This is a genomic window from Xanthomonas sp. NCPPB 1132 (assembly GCF_056629235.1).
The window spans coordinates 1,907,763-1,929,535 of record NZ_CM152819.1 but is presented as its reverse complement, the minus strand read 5'-3'; the positions used below and the strand labels follow the sequence as shown (position 1 = coordinate 1,929,535).

Below are 21,773 nucleotides of genomic sequence, written 5' to 3'. Positions count from 1 at the left end.
TGCGAATCCCCAATCCCGAATCCCCAATCCCGGCCCCACGCCTTTCCCGGCTATAATCGTCCGATTCAGATTCAGCACGGACACCGGCGATGCTCAACGAAATCAAGCAAGACGCACAGACCCGCATGGCCAAGAGCATCGACGCGCTGCGTCATGCGCTCATCAAGGTGCGCACCGGCCGCGCGTCGACCGCCTTGGTCGAGCACCTGAAGGTCAACTACTACGGCTCGGACATGCCGCTGAGCCAGGTCGCCAGCGTGGCCGTCGCCGACGCCCGCTCGCTGACCATCACCCCGTGGGAAAAGCAGATGGTCGGCGCGGTCGAGAAGGCGATCCTGGCCTCGGACCTGGGCCTGACCCCGAACACCGCCGGCACCACCATCCGCCTCAACCTGCCCGCGCTCACCGAGGAGCGCCGCCGCGAGCTGTCCAAGGTCGTGCACGGCGAAGGCGAGGACACCAAGGTCGCGATCCGCAACATCCGTCGCGACGCCAACCAGCAGGTCAAGGATCTGCTGAAGGACAAGAAGGTCACCGAGGACGAGGCCCGCGCCAGCGAGGACGACATCCAGAAGCTGACCGACAAGGCGATCAAGGACGTGGACGACGTGGTCAAGGGCAAGGAACAGGAACTGATGGCGGTCTGAGCCTGCGCCTGCCGGCCATGCCTTCCGACCCCATCCCCATGTCCCTGCCCCGCCACCTGGCCATCATCATGGATGGCAACGGCCGCTGGGCGCAGCGCCGCCGCCGGCCGCGCGTGATCGGCCACCGCGCCGGCGCGCGTGCGGTCAACCGCACCATCGACTTCTGCCTGGAGCGCGGCATCGGCGCACTGACCCTGTTCGCCTTTTCCAGCGAGAACTGGGGGCGCCCGCAGGAGGAAGTGGATGCGTTGATGAAGCTGTTCCTGCACGCGCTCGACCGCGAGGTCGACGAGCTGCAGCGGCGCGGCGTGCGCGTGCGCTTCATCGGCGACCGCTCGCGCTTCGCGCCGTCGCTGTGCGAGCGCATGGCCCAGGCCGAGGCACGCACCCGCGACAACCAGGCCCTGCACCTGTCGATCGCCGCCAGCTACGGCGGCCGCCAGGACATCGCCCTGGCCGCGCGCGCGCTGGCCGAGGACGTCGCCGCCGGACGCCTGCGCCCGGAGCAGATCGACGAGGACGCGCTGTCAGCGCGCATGGCGCTGGCCGACCTGCCGCCGCCGGACCTGTTCATCCGCACCGGCGGCGACCTGCGCATCAGCAACTTCCTGCTGTGGCAGCTGGCCTACACCGAACTGTGGTTCACCGAGACCCTCTGGCCCGAGTTCGGCCCCGAGGTGCTGCAACAAGCCCTGGACGACTACGCCCGCCGCGAGCGGCGTTTCGGCCTCACCAGCGCGCAGGTCGCCGAAGCGGCGACGGAGAACGTTTCCGCATGACCCGTACCCGCGTCATCGCCGCGCTGATCATGGCCCCGCTGGCCATCTGCGCCATCCTGCTGCTGCCGACCCAGTGGCTGGTCGCGCTGGCCGCCTTGATCTTCCTGATCGGCCTGTGGGAATGGCTGAAGCTGGCCGAGGTCGACGACACCTTGCCGCGCACCATCCTGCTGATGCTCAACCTGCTGCTGATGGTGCTGCTGGTGTGGGCCTCGGCCGGCTCGCTGGTGCTGTTCCAGCTGACCACCCTGATCGGCGCCGGCTGGTGGTGCGTGGCCTTGCTGTGGCTGGGCTTCTACCGCTTCGGCTCCGACCATGCCACCTACGCGCGGGTGTTCAAGCTCGCCGCCGGCACTCTGGCGATCGTGCCGGCCTGGGCCGCGCTGGGCCTGATCCACGCCAGCGAGCCGAACGGCCACCGCTGGCTGCTGACCGCCCTGGCGACGGTGTGGGCCGCCGATTCCGGCGCCTATTTCGCCGGCCGCCAGTTCGGCAAGCACAAGCTGGCGCCGCGGGTCAGCCCGAACAAGACCGTGGAAGGACTGGTCGGCGGCTTGCTGGCCGGCCTGCTGGTGGCCGCCGGCTTCGGCTGGCTGGCCGGGGTGACCCTGCCGCACCTGCCCGGGCTGCTGATCGTGGCCGCGGTCACCGTGCTGGCCTCGGTGGTCGGCGACCTGTTCGAGAGCCTGCTCAAGCGCCATGTCGGCGCCAAGGACTCGGGCAACGTGATTCCCGGCCACGGCGGCGTGCTGGACCGGATCGACGGCGTGCTGGCGGCGCTGCCGATCTTCGCGCTGGGCAAGGACATCTTCGGGTTCTGAGGCCAGTGAACACGCAACACAGCAAGGACCCGGCGGTCCGCACCATCGCGGTGCTCGGCGCCACCGGCTCGATCGGCGCCTCGGCGCTGGACGTGATCGCGCGTCATCCGCAGCGCCTGCGCGCCGGCGTGCTGGCGGCCGGGCGCAACGTCGAGGCGCTGCTGGCGCTGTGCGCCGCGCACCGCCCCGCGCATGCGGTGATCGCCGACCCTGCGCTGTACCCGGCGCTGCGCGACGGCCTGCGTGCGGCCGGGCTGTCGACCCAGGCGCATGCCGGCGACGCCGCACTGGACCAACTGGTGGCCAGCGACGCCTGCGACAGCGTGGTCGCCGCCATCGTCGGCGCCGCCGGCCTGGCCTCGACCCTGGCCGCGGCCCGCGCCGGCAAGCGTCTGCTGCTGGCCAACAAGGAAGCGCTGGTGCTGGCCGGCGAACTGGTCACCGCCGCTGCCGCGGCGGCCGGCGCCGAGATCATCCCGATCGACAGCGAGCACAACGCCATCTTCCAGTGCCTGCGCTCGCGCCAGACCGGCGCCGAGGTGCGGCGCGTGCTGCTGACCGCCTCCGGCGGCCCGTTCCGCGGCTGGGACCGCGCACGCCTGCAGGCGGTGACCCCGGCGCAGGCCGTGGCGCACCCGAAGTGGTCGATGGGGCCGAAGATCTCGGTCGATTCGGCGACGTTGATGAACAAGGGCCTGGAAGTGATCGAGGCCCACCACCTGTTCGCGCTGGCGCCCGAGCGCATCGAGGTGCTGGTGCACCCGCAGAGCCTGGTGCACTCGCTGGTCGAGTTCATCGACGGTTCGACCCTGGCACAGATGGGCCTGCCGGACATGCGCACCACCCTGGCGGTGGGCCTGGGCTGGCCGGAGCGCATCGCTTCCGGGGTCGCCGGGCTGGACCTGCTGGCGCAGGGACGGCTGGACTTCGAGGCACCGGACCTGGACGCGTTTCCCTGCCTGGGCCTGGCCTGGCGCGCGATGCAGGCCGGCGGCAGCGCCCCGGCGATCCTGAATGCGGCCAATGAAGTGGCTGTTTCAGCCTTTCTTCAGGGCCGAATCGGTTTCCTATCGATTCCTGCGCTGGTCGAGAACGCCCTGACCGAGCTGCCTGCGGTCGCGGCCGATTCCCTGGACGCATTGCTGGCGGCGGATGCGCACTCGCGCAAGATCACCGAACTCGCCATTGCCCGCCACTTCGCCCATGCTTGATGCCCACGCCGCCATGAGCCACGCGCATGGGTAATTTCGTTGGCTCCATCTGGTGGATGCTGGTCAGCCTGGGCATCCTGGTGACGTTCCACGAGTTCGGGCATTTCTGGGTGGCCCGCCGCTGCGGGGTCAAGGTGCTGCGCTTCTCGGTGGGCTTCGGCAAGCCGCTGTGGTCGCGCTATGACCGCCACGGCACCGAGTTCGCGATCGCCGCGATCCCGCTCGGCGGCTACGTGAAGATGCTCGACGAACGCGAGGCCGAGATCGACCCGGCCGAGCGCGCGCAGGCCTTCAACAACAAGAGCGTGTGGCAGCGCATCGCCATCGTCGCCGCCGGCCCCATCGCCAACCTGATCCTGTGCGTTGCGTTCCTTTGGGCGATGTTCGTCATCGGCAAGCAGGACTACGCGCCCATCGTCGGCCGCGCCGAGGGCCTGGCGCAGCAGGCCGGCTTCCAGGCCGGCGAGCGCATCGTCCGCGTCGGCGACCGCGACGTCGCGACCTGGAGCGAGGCCGCCATGCAGCTGACCGTCGCCGCCATGGACCGCGAGGACGTGCCGGTGCAGACCGAGGACGCGCAGGACGGCACCAGCCATACCCGGACCCTGCGCCTGTCGCAGCTGCCGGTCGGTTTCGACGAGCGGCAGGTGCCGGCGCTGGCCGGCCTGACCTGGCGCTTCACCCTGCAGCCGGCGGTGATCGCCAACGTCGACCCCGGCTCGGCCGCCGACGGCGTGCTGCGCCCCGGCGATCGCGTGCTGGCGGTGGACGGCAGCCCGATCACCAGCGCCGACCAGGTCGCGCCACGGGTGCAGGCGCTGGGCCGCGAGGGCGGCAACGGCCTGATCGAGGTCGAGCGCAACGGCGAGCGGCTGGCGCTGGAAGTCCATCTCAAGCAGGCCGCCGGCCCCGGCGCGCCGAGCTGGAAGCTGGGCGTGGCCATCGGCGAGCAGCGCCGCCCCGCCTACGACGCCACCCTGCGCTACGGCCCGCTGGCGGCGATCCCGATGGCCTTCGGCGAGACCGGCCGGCTGGCCGGCGACACCCTGGGCATCCTGCGCCGCATGCTGACCGGCGACGCCTCGCTGAAGAACGTCTCCGGCCCGATCACCATCGCCAAGGTCGCCAACATCTCGGCCAAGGAAGGGCCGGACGGATTTCTGAATTTCCTGGCGCTGCTGTCGCTGAGCCTGGCGATCATGAACCTGCTGCCGATCCCGATCTTGGACGGCGGGCACTTGCTGTATTACCTTATCGAGTTGGTCAAGGGCAGCCCGCTGAGCGAGCGCGCCATGGCGGCGGGGCAGTTCGTGGGCCTGACGTTGCTGGCAGGACTGATGGGGTTGGCGTTCTACAACGACCTCTTCGGGCAGGCCCTGCGATGACCCGCGCCGATCCACTCGACCCGCTGTCGTCTTGCGCCGGCGCCCATGCAACAACGATATCGACCTCTACCGGACGTGACATGACGAGATTTCCCACTCGCCGCCTGCTTGCCCTCGCCCTCGCCGCCAGCCTCAGCCTGCCGGCCCTGGCCCAGGTAGCGGAGCCCTTCACCGCCAGCGACATCCGCGTCGACGGGCTGCAACGCATTTCGTCCGGCACCGTGTTCACCTACCTGCCGGTAGAGCGCGGCGACACCGTGGACGAGGCCAAGGTCGCCGAGGCGATCCGTGCGCTGTACCGCACCGGCTTCTTCGAGGACGTGCGCGTCGACCGCCAGGGCAACATCCTGGTGGTCACGGTCAAGGAACGTCCGGCGATCAACAAGCTGACCGTCACCGGCAACAAGGACATCAAGAGCGAGGAACTGCTCAAGGGCCTGTCCGACATCGGCCTCAGCGAGGGCGGCACCTTCGACCGGCTGAGCCTGGACCGGGTGACCCAGGAGCTGACCCGCCAGTACAACAACCGCGGCAAGTACAACGTCGAGATCACCCCGACGGTGAGCCCGCTGGACCGCAACCGCGTCGACGTGGCCATCGCGATCAAGGAAGGCAAGGCGGCCAAGATCCGCCACGTCAACCTGATCGGCACCGAGAAGTTCCTCAACCAGGACATCCTGGAGAACTGGGAGTCGCGCGAGCACAACTGGCTGTCGTGGTACCGCCGCGACGACCAGTACTCCAAGGAAAAGCTCTCCGGCGACCTGGAGAAGCTCAACTCCTGGTACCTGGACCGCGGCTATGTCGACTTCAGCGTCGACTCCACCCAGGTCGCGATCAGCCCCGACAAGCGCGACATGTACCTGACCGCCGGCATCACCGAAGGCGAGCAGTACAAGATCTCCGACATCAAGGTCACCGGCGACACCATCCTGCCGCAGGAAGAGATCGAGAAGCTGGTGATCCCCAAGGCCGGCGACACCTTCTCGCGCGCGCTGCTGGAATACAGCTCCGACGCGATCACCAACACCCTGAGCAACATCGGCTACGCCTTCGCCAAGGTCACCCCGATCCCGACCACCGACCGCGAGAAGCGCACGGTGGCGGTGAACCTGCAGGTGACCCCGGGTCCGCGCGTGTCGGTGCGGCGCATCGTGTTCCGCGGCAACACCCGCACCTCCGACGAAGTGCTGCGCCGCGAAATGCGCCAGTTCGAGGACACCTGGTACTCGCAGGCGGCGATCGACCGTTCCAAGATCCGCCTGCAGCGCCTGGGCTACTTCGAGTCGGTGGACGTGGAAACGCCGCCGGTGCCGGGCAGCAACGACAAGGTCGACGTGGTCTACAACGTCAAGGAGACCACCTCGGGCAGCTTCACCTTCGGCTTGGGCTACTCGCAGACCTACGGCGTCACCACCTCGGTGCAGCTGTCGCAGAACAACTTCCTCGGCGGCGGCAACCGCGTCGCGGTGGACGCCTCGCGCAGCAGCTACCAGGAGCGCTACGCGTTCTCCTACACCAACCCGTTCTTCACCGACGACGGCGTGTCGCTGGGCTACAACCTGTCGTGGCGCAAGCTGGACTACTCCGACTTCGGCACCGCGCAGTACAACAGCACCAACGGCGCGGCGCAGGTGATCTTCGGCGTGCCGATCACCGAGACCGACAGCGTCTCGCTGATGTTCGGCATCGACAGCAACCAGATCACCACCTACCCCGGCTATACCCCGCAGGCGATCATCAACTACATCGATGCGATGGGGACCAAGACCTTCCACGCCTGGCGCAGCGAATTGGGCTGGGCCCGCGACACCCGCAACGACTACTTCATGCCGACCCGCGGCATGTACCAGCGCATCGGCCTGGAAGCCACCCTGCCCGGCTCGACCGTGGAGTACTGGAAGCTCAACTACCAGATCTCCAAGTACTGGCCGATCTCGCCGGCACTGGTGCTCAATACGCGTGCCGAATTCGGCTACGGCGACAGCTACGGCAGCGACGTGTCGCGCGATATCTGCGGCACCACCACCACCAACAGCTCCGGCACGCCGGTGTACACGGCGCAGGCCTGCGACGGCACCAACCTGGTCCGCCGCGTGACGGCGTCCGGCCTGCCGTTCTACGAGAACTTCTACGCCGGCGGCACCAACTCGGTGCGCGGCTTCGAGGACAACACCCTCGGCCCGCGCTCGGAGGCCACCGCCTCGTACAGCCGTGGCCAGCCGCTGGGTGGCTCGTTCAAGACCGTGGGCTCGGCGGAAATGTACTTCCCGAAGCTGTTCGACAGCCCGTCGGCGCGCATTTCGGCGTTCGTGGACGTCGGCAACGTGTTCAATGGCGTGGACAACTTCAAGTCCAACCAGCTGCGTGCCTCCACCGGTATCGCGTTGCTGTGGCGCGCGCCGGTCGGTCCGATCTCGATCAGCTACGCGATTCCGCTGAAGAAGGAAGACAACGACGAGATCGAGCGTCTGCAGTTCACGTTCGGTGGGCAGTTCTAAAGAACTGCCCACCCGCTGCCAGGGCTGCGCCCTGGCAGCCAGGTTTTCGCGGTGCGAAAACCTGCTGGGGCTTGGCCTGCCTAATCCCCGCGCCTTCGGCGCGCCCCCTTTAACAAAAGGGGTCTTTGCTCCAGTCGGTTGATCGTCTCTGATCGGTGATCGTGGCCTGTTCGGGCTGGTGTTGCGCGGCCGCGTCGCACGCGCCCTACGCGGGCGTACGTATGACCGTGTTGATGGCACACGGTAGAATCTCCCGGTGAATACTTCGACCTATACCGCTGACGAGATCGCCGAGCGTTTCGGCCTGCAGGTGCATGGCGACGGCAGCGTCGCGGTGCATGGCGTGGCCACGCTGGCGCAGGCCGGCCCGGGACAGCTCAGCTTCCTGGCTAATCCCCGCTACCGCGCGCAACTGGCCGACAGCACCGCGGCGATCGTGGTGCTGCGCGCCGACGACGCCGAGGCCGCGCCGGGCACCGCGCTGATCGCGCGCGACCCGTATGTCGCCTTCGCCAAGATTGCCGCACTGTTCGACGTGGCCCCGCTGCGGCCGCCCGGCATCCATCCCAGCGCCAGCATCGATCCCAGCGCGCAGGTCGCAGCCAGCGCGCACATCGGCGCGTTCGTCAGCATCGGCGCGCGCAGCGTGGTCGGCGAAGGTTGCGTGATCGGCCCCGGCTGTGTGATCGGCGAGGACTGCCAGGTCGGCGCCGGCAGCGAACTGATCGCCCGCGTCACCCTGGTCACCCGGGTGCGCCTGGGCCAGCGCGTGCGCGTGCATCCCGGTGCGGTGCTCGGCGCCGATGGTTTCGGCCTGGCGATGGACGCCGGCCGCTGGATCAAGGTGCCGCAGCTGGGCGGTGTCCGCATCGGCGACGATTGCGAGATCGGCGCCAACACCTGCGTGGACCGCGGCGCGCTGGAAGACACCACCCTCGAAGAAGACGTGCGCCTGGACAACCTGGTGCAGGTCGCGCACAACGTGCACATCGGCGCGCACAGTGCCATCGCCGGCTGCACCGGCATCGCCGGCAGCGCCAAGATCGGCCGCTACGTGATGCTCGGCGGCGCGGTCGGCGTGGTCGGCCACCTGGAGATCTGCGACAAGGTCGTGGTCACCGGCAAGTCGGTCGTACGCAACTCCATCCACGAGCCGGGCGAGTACTCGTCCGGCACCCCATTGACCGACAACCGCACGTGGCGCAAGAACGCCGCGCGCTTCAAACAGCTCGATGCCCTGGCCCGTCGCATCCTGTCTGTCAGCAAGGAGAAGGAATGAGCCACGATCAGCCCCTGCCGGACGCCACCCTGCCGGACATCAACCAGATCCGCGCACTGCTCCCGCACCGCTACCCGTTCCTGCTGGTGGACAAGGTGGTCTCGCTGGATTTCGAGAACCGCCGGATCGTCGCGCACAAGAACGTCAGCATCAACGAGCCGTACTTCCAGGGCCATTTCCCCGGCCAGCCGATCATGCCGGGCGTGCTGATCATCGAGGCGCTGGCGCAGGCCGGCGGCATCCTGACCCAACTGGCGATGGGCCGCGACGCGCAGTCCAAGCTGTTCTACATGGTCAAGGTCGACAATGCCCGCTTCAACAGCCAGGTGGTGCCCGGCGACGTGCTGGAACTGCACGTGGAGATCAAGCGGGTGATCCGCAACATGGCGGTGTACTACGGCGAGGCCAAGGTCAACGGCAAGGTCGTGGCCTGCGCCGAAGTGCTGTGCGCCGGCACCCGCGAATGACCCTGGCAGGAGACCTGCGATGAGCGCCAATGCCCCCCTGATTCACCCCTCCGCGATCATCGATCCCGGCGCAACACTCGCCGCCGACGTGCGCGTCGGCGCCTTTACCGTGATCGGCGCCGAAGTGGAGATCGGCGAAGGATGCGAGATCGGCTCGCATTGCAGCATCGTCGGCCCGACCCGGCTGGGCCGCGACAACCGCCTGGTCGGCCACGTCGCGCTCGGCGGCGACCCGCAGGACAAGAAGTTCGCCGGCGAACGCACCGAACTGGTGATCGGCGACCGCAACGTGATCCGCGAGTTCGTCACCGTCAGCCGCGGCACCGGCAGCGGCGGCGGCATCACCCGCGTGGGCAGCGACAACTGGTTCCTCGCCTACACCCACGTCGCCCACGACTGCATCGTCGGCAACCACTGCGTGTTCTCCAACAACACCACCCTGGCCGGGCATGTGGAAGTGGGCGACCACGTCATCATCAGCGGCTTCGCCGGCGCGCATCAGTTCTGCCGCATCGGCGATCACGCCTTCCTCGGCATGGGCGCGCTGATCAACGGCGACGTGCCGCCGTTCACCATGGTCGGCGGCAATTCGCTGGGGCGCCCACGCGGCATCAACAGCGAAGGACTCAAGCGCCGCGGCTTCGATCCCGAACGCGTGGCCGCGATCAAGCGCGCCTACCGCGCGCTGTACGTGGCCGGCCTGCCGCTGGCCGAAGCCAAGCACCAGTTGGCGGTGCTGGCCGAAGGCAGCGAGGACGTGCGTGCGATGCTGGAATTCATCGAATCCAGCGAGCGGCCGTTGTTGCGATGACGGCCGGGAATGGGGAATCGGGAATGGGGAATGGGAAGAGCGGTCGCCCGCCCGGCCTCGGCTCCGCTGTTGCTTCAACCATTCCCCATTCCCCATTCCCCATTCCACGCGCAGCGAAGCTGCGCATCGCCCTCGTCGCTGGCGAGGCCTCCGGCGACCTGCTGGGCGCGGGGCTGATCGAGGCGTTGCGCGCGCGCTATCCCGACGCGGAGTTCGCCGGGGTCGGGGGCGAGGCGATGCGCCAGGCCGGGTGCCAGACCTGGTTCGACGCCAGCGAGCTGGCGGTGATGGGTCTGCTGGAAGTGCTGCGGCACCTGCCGCGCCTGCTGAAGCTGCGCCGCGCGCTGCGCGAGCGGCTGCTGGCCTGGCAGCCGGACGTGTTCGTCGGCATCGACGCCCCCGATTTCAATCTCGGCGTGGAGCGCTGGCTGAAGCAGCGCGGGCTGCGCACCGTACATTACGTCAGCCCGTCGGTGTGGGCCTGGCGCGAGCAGCGCGCGGCCAAGATCGGCGCCAGCGCCGACCGGGTGCTGTGCCTGTTCCCGATGGAGCCGCCGATCTACGCCAGGCACGGCGTGGACGCGCGCTTCGTCGGCCACCCCATGGCCGATGCGATCGCGTTGCACGAAGACCGCGGCGCGGCGCGTGCGGCCATGGGCGTGGCCGCCGACGTGCCGGTGCTGGCGGTGTTGCCGGGCAGCCGCCTGGGCGAGATCGGCAAGCTCGGCGACACCTTCTTCGCCGCCGCCGCGCAGGTGCTGCAGCAGCTTCCCCATGCGCGCGTGCTGGTGCCGGCCGCCAATGCCGCGTGCAAGGCGCTGATCGCCGAGCAACTCGCGCGTTCGGCCTTGCCGCCGGCCGCCACCCAGGTGCTGGACGGCCACGCGCGCGCCGCGCTGCTCGCCGCCGACGCGGTGCTGCTGGCCTCCGGCACCGCGACCCTGGAAGCCATGCTGGTGAAGCGGCCGATGGTGGTCGGCTACAAGGTCGCCCCGCTCACCTACCGCATCGTCAAGGCGCTGGGCCTGCTGAAGGTCGACCGCTACGCCCTGCCCAACATCCTGGCCGGCCACGACCTGGCGCCGGAACTGATGCAGGACGCCTGCACCCCCGACGCCCTGGCCGCCGCGCTGCTGCACTGGCTGCGCAACCCGCAGGCGGTGGCGGCGCTGCAGCCCGAGTACGAACGCCTGCACCTGCTGCTGCGCCAGGACGCCTCGGCGCGGGCGGCCGATGCGGTGCTCGAATTGCTTGGGAGCCGGGATTCGGGAGTGGGGATTCGGGATTCGTCAGGAGCAACGGCATGAAGCGCTCCCTTTCCCCGCCGTCGCCGCAGCAGTCGCTTTTGTCCCATTCCCCATTCCCCACTCCCGATTCCCGGCTCTACGCCGGCGTCGACGAAGCCGGGCGCGGTCCGCTGGCCGGGCCGGTGGCGGTGGCGGCGGTGGTGTTCGATCCGGCGCGTCCCCGTATCAATGGGTTGGACGATTCCAAGCAGCTGACCGCGGCGCGCCGCGAAACGCTGTACGCGCGCATCGTCGAGCGGGCGCTGGCCTGGCAGGTGGTGCTGATCGAGGCCGAGGAGATCGATCGGCTGAACATCTACCAGGCGACCATGCTGGGCATGCGCCGTGCGGTCGAGGGCGTGGCCCACGTGGCCGGCTTCGCCCGCATCGACGGCAACCGCGTGCCCAAGGGCCTGCCCTGCGCCGCCGAGGCCCTGGTCGGCGGCGACGCTCGCGACCGCGCGATCATGGCCGCCTCGATCGTGGCCAAGGTCACTCGCGACCGGATCATGCAACGCCTGCACGACGAACACCCGCACTACGGCTTCGACCTGCACAAGGGCTACGCCACCCCGGCGCATCTGGCGGCACTGGCCGCGCACGGCCCCTGCATCCACCACCGGCGCAGCTTCGCGCCGGTCAGGATGGCCCTGGCGGGCCGGGAGCCGGCCGTGGAGATCGGGGATTCGCTGGAGTCGCTGCAGCTCGCGTAGGACGTTCAACGCGGATAGGCGGGAGATCACGCGCACTCAACGCCCAGTGAGACCGCAACGAATCCCCAATCCCGACTCCCGAATCCCCGCCCTCACCTGTCAAGCCTTGCCCGGCTCGCCCCCCGCCGCTACCCTGCCCGGGCATCGCTCTGGTTCCGCATGTCCACTTCCCGCTTCGCCCATCTGCACATCCACACCGAGTTCTCGCTGGCGGATTCGACCATCCGTGTGCCCGAGAAACCGGATCAGGCTGACCCGAAGAAAGCCAAGCAGGCCAACCTGCTCAGCCGCGCGGTGGAGCTGGAGCTGCCCGCGCTGGCGGTCACCGACCTCAACAACCTGTTCGCGCTGGTCAAGTTCTACAAGGCCGCCGAGGGCGTGGGCATCAAGCCGATCGCCGGCGCCGACCTGCTGATCGCCGACGGCACCCAGGCGCCGTGGCGGCTGACCGTGCTGTGCCGCAATCGCGACGGCTACCTCAGCCTGTCGCGGCTGCTGACCCGCGCCTGGCTGGAAGGCCACCGCAGCGAAGGCGGCGTGGCGCTGCGCCCGGAATGGCTGCAGACCGGCAGCGACAACCTGTTCGCGCTGGCCGGCCGCGAGAGCCTGGCCGGGCGCCTGGCCAGCGAAGGCCGCCACGACCTGGCCGAGCAGCAACTGGCCGACTGGCAGCGCATCTTCGGCGATGGCCTGCATCTGGAACTGACCCGCACCGGCCGCGACGGCGAGGAGGCGTTCAACCAGTTCGCCCTGCACGCCGCCGGCACCCGCGGCCTGCCGGTGATCGCCAGCAACGACGTGCGCTTCCTGTACGCCAGCGATTTCGCCGCGCACGAGGCGCGCGTGTGCATCTCCTCCGGCCGCGTGCTCGACGACCCCAAGCGCCCGCGCGACTACAGCGACCAGCAATATCTCAAGTCGGCCGAAGAGATGGCCGCGCTGTTCGCCGACATCCCCGACGCGATCGACAACACCCTGGCGCTGGCGCAACGCTGCAACATCGAGATGCAGCTGGGCACCTACTTCCTGCCCGCCTACCCGGTGCCCGACGACGAGACACTGGACAGCTGGATCCGCAGCCAGTCGCGCGACGGCCTGGCCGCGCGCCTGGAAAAGAATCCGCTGGCGCCCGGCAAGACCCGCCAGGACTACGTGGACCGGCTCGAGTTCGAGCTGGACACCATCATCAAGATGGGCTTCCCCGGCTACTTCCTGATCGTGGCCGACTTCATCCAGTGGGGCAAGAACCAGGGCATCCCGATCGGCCCGGGCCGCGGCTCCGGTGCCGGCTCGCTGGTGGCGTGGGCGCTGCAGATCACCGACCTGGATCCGCTGCCGTACAACCTGCTGTTCGAGCGCTTCCTCAATCCGGAACGCGTGTCGATGCCCGACTTCGACATCGACTTCTGCATGGATCGCCGCGACGAGGTGATCGACTATGTGGCGCGCAAGTACGGCCGCGACCGGGTCAGCCAGATCATCACCTACGGCACCATGGCGGCCAAGGCGGTGGTGCGCGACTGCGGCCGCGTACTCGGCTTCCCGTACGGCCTGGTCGACGGCGTCGCCAAGCTGATCCCCAACATCCTCGGCATCACGCTGAAGGATGCGATGGGCGAAGGCAAGGACAGCGAGATGGCCTCGCCGGAGCTGATCCAGCGCTACCAGGCCGAGGACGACGTCCGCGACCTGATGGACCTGGCGCGGCAGCTCGAGGACCTGACCCGCAACGCCGGCAAGCACGCCGGCGGCGTGGTGATCGCGCCGACGCCGCTGTCCGACTTCTGCCCGCTGTTCGCCGAACACGACGTCGACAACTTCGGCAAGAACCCGGTCACCCAGTTCGACAAGGACGACGTCGAGCAGGTCGGCCTGGTCAAGTTCGACTTCCTCGGCCTGCGCACCCTGACCATCATCGACTGGGCGGTGAAGGCGATCAACGTGCGCCACGCGCGCGCCGGCGTCCCGCCGGTGGAGATCGCCGCGATCCCGCTCGACGACGCGCCGACCTACAAGGGCATCTTCGCCTCGGGCAACACCGGCGCGGTGTTCCAGTTCGAATCCTCGGGCATGCGCCGGCTGCTGAAGGACGCCCGCCCCGACCGCTTCGAGGACCTCATCGCGCTGGTGTCGCTGTACCGCCCCGGCCCGATGGACCTGATCCCCTCGTTCAACGCGCGCAAGCACGGCCAGGAGGAGATCGTCTATCCCGATCCGCGCACCGAAGCGATCCTGAAGGACACCTACGGCATCATGGTGTACCAGGAGCAGGTGATGCAGATGGCGCAGATCGTCGGCGGCTACTCGCTGGGCGGCGCCGACCTGCTGCGCCGCGCGATGGGCAAGAAGGTGCCGGCGGAAATGGCCAAGCACCGCGAGATCTTCCGCGAGGGCGCGGCCAAGGGCGGCGTCGGCGAGGCCAAGGCCGACGAAATCTTCGACCTGATGGAGAAGTTCGCCGGCTACGGCTTCAACAAGTCGCACGCCGCCGCCTACGCGCTGGTCAGCTACCAGACCGCGTGGCTGAAACGCCACTACCCGGCCGAGTTCATGGCGGCCACGCTGTCCTCGGACATGGACAACACCGACAAGGTCGTCGGCTTCCTCGACGAGGTGCGCAACCTCGGCCTGACCGTGCTGCCGCCGCGTATCAACGCCTCGGCGTACATGTTCGAAGCGGCCACCCCGGACACCATCCAGTACGGCCTGGGTGCGATCAAGGGCGTGGGCCGCGGCGCCTGCGAGGCGATCGTGGCCGAGCGCGAGCGTGGCGGCGAATACGCCTCGCTGCTGGATTTCTGCACCCGCGTCGAATCGGCCAAGCTCAACAAGCGCACGCTGGAAGCGATGATCAACGCCGGCGCGATGGACGGGCTGGGCAGCAACCGCGCCACGCTGATGCTGCAGTTGCCGGAGGTAATGAAGGCCACCGAGCAGATGGCGCGCGAGCGCGCCTCCGGGCAGAACTCGCTGTTCGGCGGCGCCGACACCAGCGCCCCGGCGCTGCGCCTGGACCTGCCGGAGAGCAAGGAATGGCCGCTAGGCCAGTTGCTGGCCGGCGAGCGCGAGACGCTGGGCTTCTACCTCAGCGGCCATCCGTTCGATCCGTACCGCGACGAAGTGCGCGAGCTGGTCGGCTGCGACCTGAGCGCACTGGAGAAGATCTGCGCGCAATCCGGCGGCGGCCGCGGTGGTGGTGGCGATGGCGAGAAGCGCGCCTGGCGCCCGGAGGTCAGCGCGATCCTCGCCGGCCAGGTGGTCGGCGTGCGCCGCAAGGGCGACAGCCAGGTGTTCGTGCAACTGGAGGACGGCCGCGGCCGCATCGAGTGCAGCGCGTTCTCCGACGCCATCGCCGAGTTCGGCCACCTGCTGACCCGCGACCGCATCCTGATCGTCAAGGGCGGCGTGCGCGAGGACGAATTCAACGGCGGCTACGCGATGCGCATCCGCCAGTGCTGGGACTACGAGCAGATCTGCACGCACCACGCGCAGCGCCTGTCGCTGCGCCTGGACCTGCGCCAGCGCAGCGCCTGGCCGCGCATCGACGGCCTGCTCGCCCGCCACCGCCCGGGCAAGACCCCCCTGCGCCTGGACCTGCTGCTGCAGTCGGCGGAGGGTGGCATCGCCGGCATGCTCGACCTCAACGGCAGCCATTCGGTGCGCGTGGATCCGCAACTGCTGGACGCCCTGCGCGGCGACCCGGCAGTGCGCGCGGTGAAGGTCAAGTACAGCCCGCCGTGGGCGAACTGACCCTCGCTGCAAACCGAATCGACTCTCTGTTTTTTCCTTCCGTTCTGGATATCCGCGTGCGCTTTTTGCTCCTGTCCTGCTGCATTTTGTTGTTGACCGCCTGCGGCAAGGGTCCGCAAACCTTCCGCTTCGACAATCCGACCGGGCAGGCGCTGCCGATCCAGGTCGATGGACAGTCGCACAGCATCCCGGCACATGCCGAACTGGCCCTGGAACTGGCGCCGGGCGCGCACACCCTGCAGACCGCACAACTCGGCCGCGTCCCCTTCATCGTCTACGCCGATCACGACGGTGCCCTGGTCAATCCCACCCTGTCGGATTACTACTGGATCGACGAGATCTACTGGACCAGCACCGCACGTCCGCGCGAGTTTCAGGGCGAAGGGGTCGTCGAGGTGCGGGGCGTGGCACTGAAAGGCCGCTACGGGCAAGTCCACGACCTGTTCATCGTCAAGGACTGGGACTTCGACGTGCATACCCCATTCCCCGAGAACGCCGTCGGCGCAGTCGACAGCAGCGGCGGCAGGCGCATGCGCAAGATTTTCGCGCCCGACGACTTCGTCGCCTACGTCGAGAGCAGCCACGATGCCCCTGGCTATGTCGCAGCGCATCAGCCGCGCGATTGGCAGCCGCCGCAGCGCCGGGTCACGCCCGCGGCCGAACGCCTGCCGGCCTTGCCGCCAGTGATGGAGGCGCACGCCCGGCCGCTGCGTGCGCTGGCCAACGCCTACCTGCACGCGACCAATCCGGCGGAGCAACAGCGCCTGCGCAAGACCTACGTGTCCACGCAGATCGACTTCACCCATGCCACCGCGCGCCTGTTCAGCGGCCTGTCGGTGGACGACAACAAACGCGTCAACGCCTTCGTCGAGGGCATGCACCAGATCATGAACAGCCCTGCGCTGGTGACCGGCCCCTGAGCCGGGTACCGGACGGCCGCGTACGGGCCGCCACGCGGCATTCGGCTAAACTCCCCACTTCACGTTCTCCACGGCTTCCAATGAACCCGAACTACCTCGACTTCGAGCAACCCATCGCCGATCTGGAAGCCAAGATCCAGGAACTGCGCAACGCCAGCACCGGTCCGGCGGTCAACGTCGATGCCGAGGTCAGCGCGCTGGAAGACAAGCTGCGGGTGCGCACGGCACAGATCTTCCGCGACCTGTCCTCGTGGCAGATCTCGCAGTTGGCGCGGCATCCGCAGCGCCCGTACACGCTGGACTACATCAACGTGTTCTGCGACGAGTTCCAGGAGCTTGCCGGCGACCGCGCGTTCGCCGACGACAAGGCCATCGTCGGCGGCCTGGGCCGCATCGACGGCCGCGCGGTGGTGATCATCGGCCACCAGAAGGGCCGCGACACCAAGAGCAAGATCGCGCGCAATTTCGGCATGCCGCGCCCGGAGGGCTACCGCAAGGCGCTGCGCCTGATGAAGCTGGCCGAGCGCTTCAAGCTGCCGCTGCTGACCTTCATCGACACCCCCGGCGCCTACCCCGGCATCGGCGCCGAGGAGCGCGGCCAGAGCGAGGCGATCGCGCGCAACCTGCTGGAAATGGCCGAACTGAAGGTGCCGGTGATCTGCACCGTGATCGGCGAAGGCGGCTCCGGCGGCGCGCTGGCGATCGGCGTGGGCGACCGCACCCTGATGCTGGAATACGGCACCTATTCGGTGATCTCGCCGGAAGGCTGCGCCTCGATCCTGTGGAAGGACGCCTCCAAGGCCAAGGACGCCGCCGAACAACTCGGCCTGACCGCCAAGCGCCTGTCCGCGCTGGGCCTGGTCGACAAGGTGATCCGCGAACCGATCGGCGGCGCCCACCGCAACCCCACGCAGATGGCCAAGCGCCTGAAGGCGGTCCTGCTCAACGAACTGCACGCCCTGGAACAGCAGCCGATCGCGCAACTGCTGGAGAAGCGCTACGCGCGTCTGCGCAGCTACGGCGCGTACGAGACGGCGTGAGGCGCCGGTCGGCGCCTCGGGATTGGGGAGTCGGGATTGGGGATTCGTAAAAGCCCGTTCCCGGCGCCGAAGTGTTATGGGTAGCCGCGATCAATATCAGGCTGGAAGACCCCGCTCTTGCGAATCCCGAATCCCGAATCCCCAATCCCCGCTCAAAACGGCTTCGCCAACACCAACCAGATCACCACCAGCAGCGCCAGCACCGGCACCTCGTTGAACAGGCGCAGGGCGCGCGAGGACGGCAGGGCCTGCGGCTGGCCGACACGCTTGAGCCAGCGGCCGGTGAAGATGTAGTAGGCCAGCATCAGCGCCACCAGGCCGAGCTTGGCGTGCAGCCAGCCGCTGTGGCCGGGCGCAACGACCATCGGCATGGCGTTCGGCAGCACCTTGTAGCCCAGCCACAGGGTCAGCCCCAGCAGCAGCGCCAGGCCGAACATGCTGTGGCCGAAGCGGTACAGGCGCCGCCCCATCAGCGCCAGACGCTCCTGCACCTGCGGTTGGCCCGCGCTCTCGGCGATGTTGACCAGGATCCGCGGCAGGTAGAACACCGCCGCCATCCATGCGATCACGAACAGCAGATGCAGGGACTTGATCCACAGGTAGAGTTGCATGCGCTGGCTCCGGGTCGCTGGCGTAGGATGTGCGGCCATTTTCGCCGATTCGTCCGGCGCCCGCACGGACCACACGCCCGCATGGACAAACAGTACGACGCCGACTACTTCCAGCGCTGGTATCGCCGCGACGGCATCGGCGACGCGGCGCGCCTGGCGCGCAAGGTCGCGCTCGCCGTGGCTCAGGCCGAGTACTACCTGGAACGGCCGATCCGCAGCGTGCTCGACATCGGCTGCGGCGAAGGCGCCTGGCGCGCGCCGCTGCTGAAGCTGCGGCCGAAGCTGCGCTATCTCGGCTTCGACAGCAGCGACTACGCCGTCGCCCGCTATGGCCGCCACCGCAACCTGCACCCGGCGCGCTTCGGCGATTTCGCCTGGCTGCGGCCGTGCGCGCCGGTGGACCTGCTGGTGTGCTCGGACGTGCTGCACTACGTGCCCAGCCGCGAACTGCGCCAGGGCCTGCCCGGCCTGGTGGAGTTGTGCGGCGGCGTGGCGTTCCTGGAGACCTTCGCCGCCGAAGACGACTTCGACGGCGACCACGCCGGCTTCCAGCCCCGCGCGGCGCGCTGGTACCGGCGCCGGTTCGGTGCGCTCGGGCTGCGCCCGGTGGGCAGTCATTGCTGGCTGGCGCCAGCGCTGGCGGGGGATGCGGCGGCCCTGGAGACGATTGGTCTGGTGCCCCATTAAGGTGCAAACCGCGCGGATGCGTTATGCTGCACGGCAGCATACGCTCAGGATGGAAACACCGGCATGCTCTACCAGTGGCACGAACTGACCCGTAACCTGCTCGCCCCCTGGGTGCACCAGGCCGAAGCCAACGCCAAGATCTTCTCCGACCCCAACAGCCTGTGGTCGACGCTGCCCGGCGCCGAGCGCCTGGCCGCGAGCAACGAGTTGATGCACCGCCTGGGCAAGGACTACGAGAAGCCGGCCTGGGCGCTGGACCATGTCGAGGTCGACGGCCACGCGCTGCCGATCGTCGAGCAGGAAGTGCTGCGCAAGCCGTTCTGCCGCCTGCTGCGCTTCAAGCGCTTCAGCGACGACGCCAAGGTCGTGGACGGACTCAAGAAGCAGCCGGCCGTGCTGGTGGTGGCGCCGCTGTCCGGCCACCACGCCACGCTGCTGCGCGACACCGTGCGCACCCTGCTGCGCGACCACAAGGTCTACGTCACCGACTGGATCGACGCGCGCATGGTGCCGCAGTCCGAAGGCGACTTCGGCCTCGACGACTACGTGCGCTACGTGCAGGACTTCATCCGCCACATCGGTGCCGAATCGCTGCACGTGATGAGCGTGTGCCAGCCGACCGTGCCGGTGCTGGCGGCGGTGTCGCTGATGGCCGGACGCGGCGAGACCACGCCGCGCTCGCTGGTGATGATGGGCGGGCCGATCGACGCGCGCCGCAGCCCCACCGAGGTCAACAACCTGGCCACGCGCAATCCGCTGTCCTGGTTCGAGCACAACGTCATCCATACCGTGCCGCCGGCCTACCCCGGCCACGGCCGCGCGGTCTACCCGGGCTTCCTGCAGCACATCGGCTTCCTGGCGATGAACCCGAGCCGGCACTTCATGTCGCACTGGGATTTCTACGCCAACCTGGTCAAGGGCGACCTGCAGGACGCCGAGGCGCACCGCCGTTTCTACGACGAGTACAACGCGGTGCTGGACATGCCGGCCACCTACTACCTGGACACCATCCGCGTGGTGTTCCAGGAGTTCCTGCTGCCGCGCGGCGAATGGGTGATCGACGGCCAACGGGTCGACCCGGCCGCGATCCGCGACACCGCGCTGCTCAGCATCGAAGGCGAACTGGACGACATCTCCGGCCTGGGCCAGACCGCTGCCGCGCAGGACCTGTGCACCGGCATCCCCGCCGCGCGCCGCCAGCATCTGGAAGTGCAAGGCGCCGGCCACTACGGCATCTTCAGCGGCCGCCGCTGGCGCGACATCGTGTATCCGCAGGTGCGCAGCTTCATCGCCGCCAATGCCGGCGCCAGCCGCGCGCCGGCGGCCGGAAACGTCACCCCGCTCAAGCGCCGCGGCAGCCGCAAGGCCGGTTGAGCGGCATCTCGCTTGCGGCGATCCGCCGCGGGCGATCGTGCATCAGGGCATCAGGCCTCTGCGCTGCGCACCAGCAGGTGCTTGGCGAGCAGGCCATGCGCCTTGCCGAAGCCGCGCGACAGGTGCAGGGTGACGAAGAACAGCGCTGCGCCCAGCACGCTGGCCAGCAGCAACGGCAGCCACGCCTCGCTGCCGATCCAGTGCAGCGGACCGACATGAACGGTCAGATCCGCGACGTCCGGGGCAAACAGCGCGGCAGGCGCCAGCAGCAGCAGCAGCAGCGACGTACTCAGCAAGGCCGCGAATACCGTGAAGTAGAAGATCCCCAGCGGCAGCATCAGCAGGAAATACAGCATCGTGGTCCAGGTGCGCGCATCGGTGAACATCTGCCCGATGCGCTGCAGCCACGGCTGTTCGGGTGCGCTGTACAGCGGCCGTCGCGGCATGCGCTCGCCCAGCAGCACCTCCACCACGCGACCCTCCACCAGCGACAGCAGCCGCACCGAACCGAAGAACAGCACCAGCAGCGGCACCCCGACGATCAGGATCAGCAAGCCCGCCGACACGCTGACGCCTGTCACCAGCCAGGTGAAGTAGAAGATGCCGGTGACCAGCGACAGCAGCATGTAGAACAGGCTGCCGTAGGCGCGCGGGTCGGCGACCACGCCGAAGAAGCGGCCGGCCAGCGACTTGCGCTTGGGCGGCGCAGGCGGCTTCAGCGCGCGGCTGACCGTGACCTCGGTATCGCGGTAGATCTCGGCCACTTCCTCCGGTGCGCCGTAGCTGCCGGCGACGCCGGCGATGACCTCGGCCTCGCTCTTGCCCGGCTGCTCGGCCAGCTCCGAACGCAGGTATTCCTCCGCGTCGTACAGCGCGTCCTGGACCAGCGCGGGGTCGGCGCCGGCCAGTGCCGCGCGCAGTTGCGCGAGGTAGTCGGGAATGGTGGTCGGCAAGGGCCGCGGTGCGGTGTGTGCGCTGCTCATTCTGGAATCCCCTTCAGCACGGAATCGACGGAATCGCGGGTGGCGCGCCACGCCGCGGCCCATTGCCGCAGCGTGGAAAGACCCGCCGCGGTGATGCGGTAGTAACGCCGTGGCGGCCCGGCCACCGACGGCTCGACATGGCTGGACAGCAGGCCGGCCGCCTCCAGGTTGCGCAGTACCGGGTACAGCGCGCTCTGCTTGCCGCTGAGCACGCCCTCGCCCACCTGCTCCAGGCGCTTGGCGATCAGGTAGCCGTACAGCGGCGCCTCGGCCGCAGCCAGTACCGCCAGCAGGGCCAACGACACGGTGCCGGCGCTCAGCTCCTTCTGGAATTTCTTCAGCTGTGCATCCGGCTCGACCATGACGCCCCCGCTAGGTTGAGGTGGATACTAGTGCATAGTTCGACATAGCCCCTGTGCCGTTGGTCATGTGCGCCGCCCTGCCCGGCGCTGCGGCGGCAAACGTTTCGACAACGTCGCGCTGGCTACACTGCGGGACCTTCCTTTGT

The 21,773-nt window shown here is 68.7% G+C and carries 19 protein-coding genes; 16 read left to right on the top strand and 3 right to left on the bottom strand.

The window, feature by feature from the left end; all coding sequences use genetic code 11:
- Positions 1 to 89 precede the first annotated feature (89 nt).
- The 14 genes from frr to AC1G9L_RS08080 all read left to right on the top strand — a co-directional run bounded on the left by frr (position 90) and on the right by AC1G9L_RS08080 (position 17,610).
- Positions 90 to 647 (top strand): ribosome recycling factor, encoded by a 558-nt coding sequence (frr, locus tag AC1G9L_RS08145; RefSeq protein WP_010344041.1) that lies wholly within the window; start codon positions 90 to 92, stop codon positions 645 to 647.
- Positions 648 to 685: 38 nt separating this feature from the next.
- A complete protein-coding gene (gene uppS, locus AC1G9L_RS08140; protein ID WP_209244278.1) occupies positions 686 to 1,426 on the top strand; it encodes a polyprenyl diphosphate synthase in 741 nt (246 codons plus the stop codon).
- On the top strand, positions 1,423 to 2,247 hold the full coding sequence (locus AC1G9L_RS08135; protein ID WP_010344043.1) for a phosphatidate cytidylyltransferase: 825 nt from the start codon (positions 1,423 to 1,425) through the stop codon (positions 2,245 to 2,247). Before uppS ends, AC1G9L_RS08135 begins: the two co-directional genes overlap by 4 nt.
- A 5-nt stretch (positions 2,248 to 2,252) precedes the next feature.
- Entirely contained in the window at positions 2,253 to 3,458 is a 1,206-nt protein-coding gene (gene dxr / locus AC1G9L_RS08130) for a 1-deoxy-D-xylulose-5-phosphate reductoisomerase (protein WP_481070639.1), read from the top strand.
- 26 nt (positions 3,459 to 3,484) lie between these two features.
- Positions 3,485 to 4,843 (top strand): RIP metalloprotease RseP, encoded by a 1,359-nt coding sequence (rseP, locus tag AC1G9L_RS08125; RefSeq protein ID WP_481070638.1) that lies wholly within the window; start codon positions 3,485 to 3,487, stop codon positions 4,841 to 4,843.
- Positions 4,844 to 4,923: 80 nt separating this feature from the next.
- On the top strand, positions 4,924 to 7,344 hold the full coding sequence (gene bamA, locus AC1G9L_RS08120) for an outer membrane protein assembly factor BamA (RefSeq protein WP_019799238.1): 2,421 nt from the start codon (positions 4,924 to 4,926) through the stop codon (positions 7,342 to 7,344).
- Positions 7,345 to 7,600: 256 nt separating this feature from the next.
- Positions 7,601 to 8,623, top strand: coding sequence for a UDP-3-O-(3-hydroxymyristoyl)glucosamine N-acyltransferase (lpxD, locus tag AC1G9L_RS08115; protein WP_019799239.1), 1,023 nt, complete (start codon positions 7,601 to 7,603; stop codon positions 8,621 to 8,623).
- Entirely contained in the window at positions 8,620 to 9,090 is a 471-nt protein-coding gene (gene fabZ, locus AC1G9L_RS08110; RefSeq protein WP_010344048.1) for a 3-hydroxyacyl-ACP dehydratase FabZ, read from the top strand. Before lpxD ends, fabZ begins: the two co-directional genes overlap by 4 nt.
- 19 nt (positions 9,091 to 9,109) lie before the next feature.
- On the top strand, positions 9,110 to 9,901 hold the full coding sequence (lpxA, locus tag AC1G9L_RS08105; protein ID WP_010344049.1) for an acyl-ACP--UDP-N-acetylglucosamine O-acyltransferase: 792 nt from the start codon (positions 9,110 to 9,112) through the stop codon (positions 9,899 to 9,901).
- Positions 9,902 to 9,924: 23 nt separating this feature from the next.
- Entirely contained in the window at positions 9,925 to 11,208 is a 1,284-nt protein-coding gene (gene lpxB / locus AC1G9L_RS08100) for a lipid-A-disaccharide synthase (RefSeq protein WP_481070637.1), read from the top strand.
- Entirely contained in the window at positions 11,205 to 11,900 is a 696-nt protein-coding gene (locus AC1G9L_RS08095) for a ribonuclease HII (protein ID WP_481070636.1), read from the top strand. Before lpxB ends, AC1G9L_RS08095 begins: the two co-directional genes overlap by 4 nt.
- A 159-nt stretch (positions 11,901 to 12,059) precedes the next feature.
- Positions 12,060 to 15,650 carry a DNA polymerase III subunit alpha gene (gene dnaE / locus AC1G9L_RS08090; RefSeq protein WP_019801790.1) on the top strand — a complete coding sequence of 1,197 codons (3,591 nt, stop codon included), beginning with the start codon at positions 12,060 to 12,062 and terminating at the stop codon, positions 15,648 to 15,650.
- A 56-nt stretch (positions 15,651 to 15,706) separates the two neighbouring features.
- Complete coding sequence (locus AC1G9L_RS08085; RefSeq protein ID WP_481070635.1) at positions 15,707 to 16,570, top strand: hypothetical protein; 864 nt, start codon at positions 15,707 to 15,709, stop codon at positions 16,568 to 16,570.
- Between the two features lie 80 nt (positions 16,571 to 16,650).
- Positions 16,651 to 17,610, top strand: coding sequence for an acetyl-CoA carboxylase carboxyltransferase subunit alpha (locus AC1G9L_RS08080; RefSeq protein ID WP_019801792.1), 960 nt, complete (start codon positions 16,651 to 16,653; stop codon positions 17,608 to 17,610).
- Between the two features lie 152 nt (positions 17,611 to 17,762).
- Here AC1G9L_RS08080 and AC1G9L_RS08075 read toward each other — a convergent pair whose 3' ends face one another.
- Complete coding sequence (locus tag AC1G9L_RS08075) at positions 17,763 to 18,221, bottom strand: CopD family protein (RefSeq protein WP_019801793.1); 459 nt, start codon at positions 18,219 to 18,221, stop codon at positions 17,763 to 17,765.
- 81 nt (positions 18,222 to 18,302) lie between these two features.
- Here AC1G9L_RS08075 and AC1G9L_RS08070 point away from each other — a divergent pair, with 81 nt between their 5' ends.
- Both AC1G9L_RS08070 and AC1G9L_RS08065 read left to right on the top strand, forming a co-directional pair.
- Positions 18,303 to 18,908 (top strand): class I SAM-dependent DNA methyltransferase, encoded by a 606-nt coding sequence (locus tag AC1G9L_RS08070; protein WP_481070634.1) that lies wholly within the window; start codon positions 18,303 to 18,305, stop codon positions 18,906 to 18,908.
- A 63-nt stretch (positions 18,909 to 18,971) separates the two neighbouring features.
- Complete coding sequence (locus AC1G9L_RS08065) at positions 18,972 to 20,282, top strand: polyhydroxyalkanoate depolymerase (RefSeq protein WP_019801795.1); 1,311 nt, start codon at positions 18,972 to 18,974, stop codon at positions 20,280 to 20,282.
- A 50-nt stretch (positions 20,283 to 20,332) separates the two neighbouring features.
- Here the strand turns inward: AC1G9L_RS08065 and AC1G9L_RS08060 are convergent, their stop codons facing one another.
- Entirely contained in the window at positions 20,333 to 21,265 is a 933-nt protein-coding gene (locus tag AC1G9L_RS08060; protein WP_019801796.1) for a sensor domain-containing protein, read from the bottom strand.
- Entirely contained in the window at positions 21,262 to 21,627 is a 366-nt protein-coding gene (locus AC1G9L_RS08055; protein WP_019801797.1) for a helix-turn-helix transcriptional regulator, read from the bottom strand. Before AC1G9L_RS08055 ends, AC1G9L_RS08060 begins: the two co-directional genes overlap by 4 nt.
- Between the last annotated feature and the right edge of the window lie 146 nt (positions 21,628 to 21,773).

Bases quoted from the DNA above. Each gene is read 5' to 3' on its own strand.
- frr (WP_010344041.1), top strand. From the start codon at position 90: ATGCTCAACGAAATCAAGCAAGACGCACAGACCCGCATGGCCAAGAGC.
- uppS (WP_209244278.1), top strand. From the start codon at position 686: ATGTCCCTGCCCCGCCACCTGGCCATCATCATGGATGGCAACGGCCGC.
- AC1G9L_RS08135 (WP_010344043.1), top strand. From the start codon at position 1,423: ATGACCCGTACCCGCGTCATCGCCGCGCTGATCATGGCCCCGCTGGCC.
- rseP (WP_481070638.1), top strand. From the start codon at position 3,485: ATGGGTAATTTCGTTGGCTCCATCTGGTGGATGCTGGTCAGCCTGGGC.
- bamA (WP_019799238.1), top strand. From the start codon at position 4,924: ATGACGAGATTTCCCACTCGCCGCCTGCTTGCCCTCGCCCTCGCCGCC.
- fabZ (WP_010344048.1), top strand. From the start codon at position 8,620: ATGAGCCACGATCAGCCCCTGCCGGACGCCACCCTGCCGGACATCAAC.
- lpxA (WP_010344049.1), top strand. From the start codon at position 9,110: ATGAGCGCCAATGCCCCCCTGATTCACCCCTCCGCGATCATCGATCCC.
- lpxB (WP_481070637.1), top strand. From the start codon at position 9,925: ATGGGGAATGGGAAGAGCGGTCGCCCGCCCGGCCTCGGCTCCGCTGTT.
- AC1G9L_RS08095 (WP_481070636.1), top strand. From the start codon at position 11,205: ATGAAGCGCTCCCTTTCCCCGCCGTCGCCGCAGCAGTCGCTTTTGTCC.
- dnaE (WP_019801790.1), top strand. From the start codon at position 12,060: ATGTCCACTTCCCGCTTCGCCCATCTGCACATCCACACCGAGTTCTCG.
- AC1G9L_RS08080 (WP_019801792.1), top strand. From the start codon at position 16,651: ATGAACCCGAACTACCTCGACTTCGAGCAACCCATCGCCGATCTGGAA.
- AC1G9L_RS08075 (WP_019801793.1), bottom strand. From the start codon at position 18,221: ATGCAACTCTACCTGTGGATCAAGTCCCTGCATCTGCTGTTCGTGATC.
- AC1G9L_RS08070 (WP_481070634.1), top strand. From the start codon at position 18,303: ATGGACAAACAGTACGACGCCGACTACTTCCAGCGCTGGTATCGCCGC.
- AC1G9L_RS08065 (WP_019801795.1), top strand. From the start codon at position 18,972: ATGCTCTACCAGTGGCACGAACTGACCCGTAACCTGCTCGCCCCCTGG.
- AC1G9L_RS08060 (WP_019801796.1), bottom strand. From the start codon at position 21,265: ATGAGCAGCGCACACACCGCACCGCGGCCCTTGCCGACCACCATTCCC.
- AC1G9L_RS08055 (WP_019801797.1), bottom strand. From the start codon at position 21,627: ATGGTCGAGCCGGATGCACAGCTGAAGAAATTCCAGAAGGAGCTGAGC.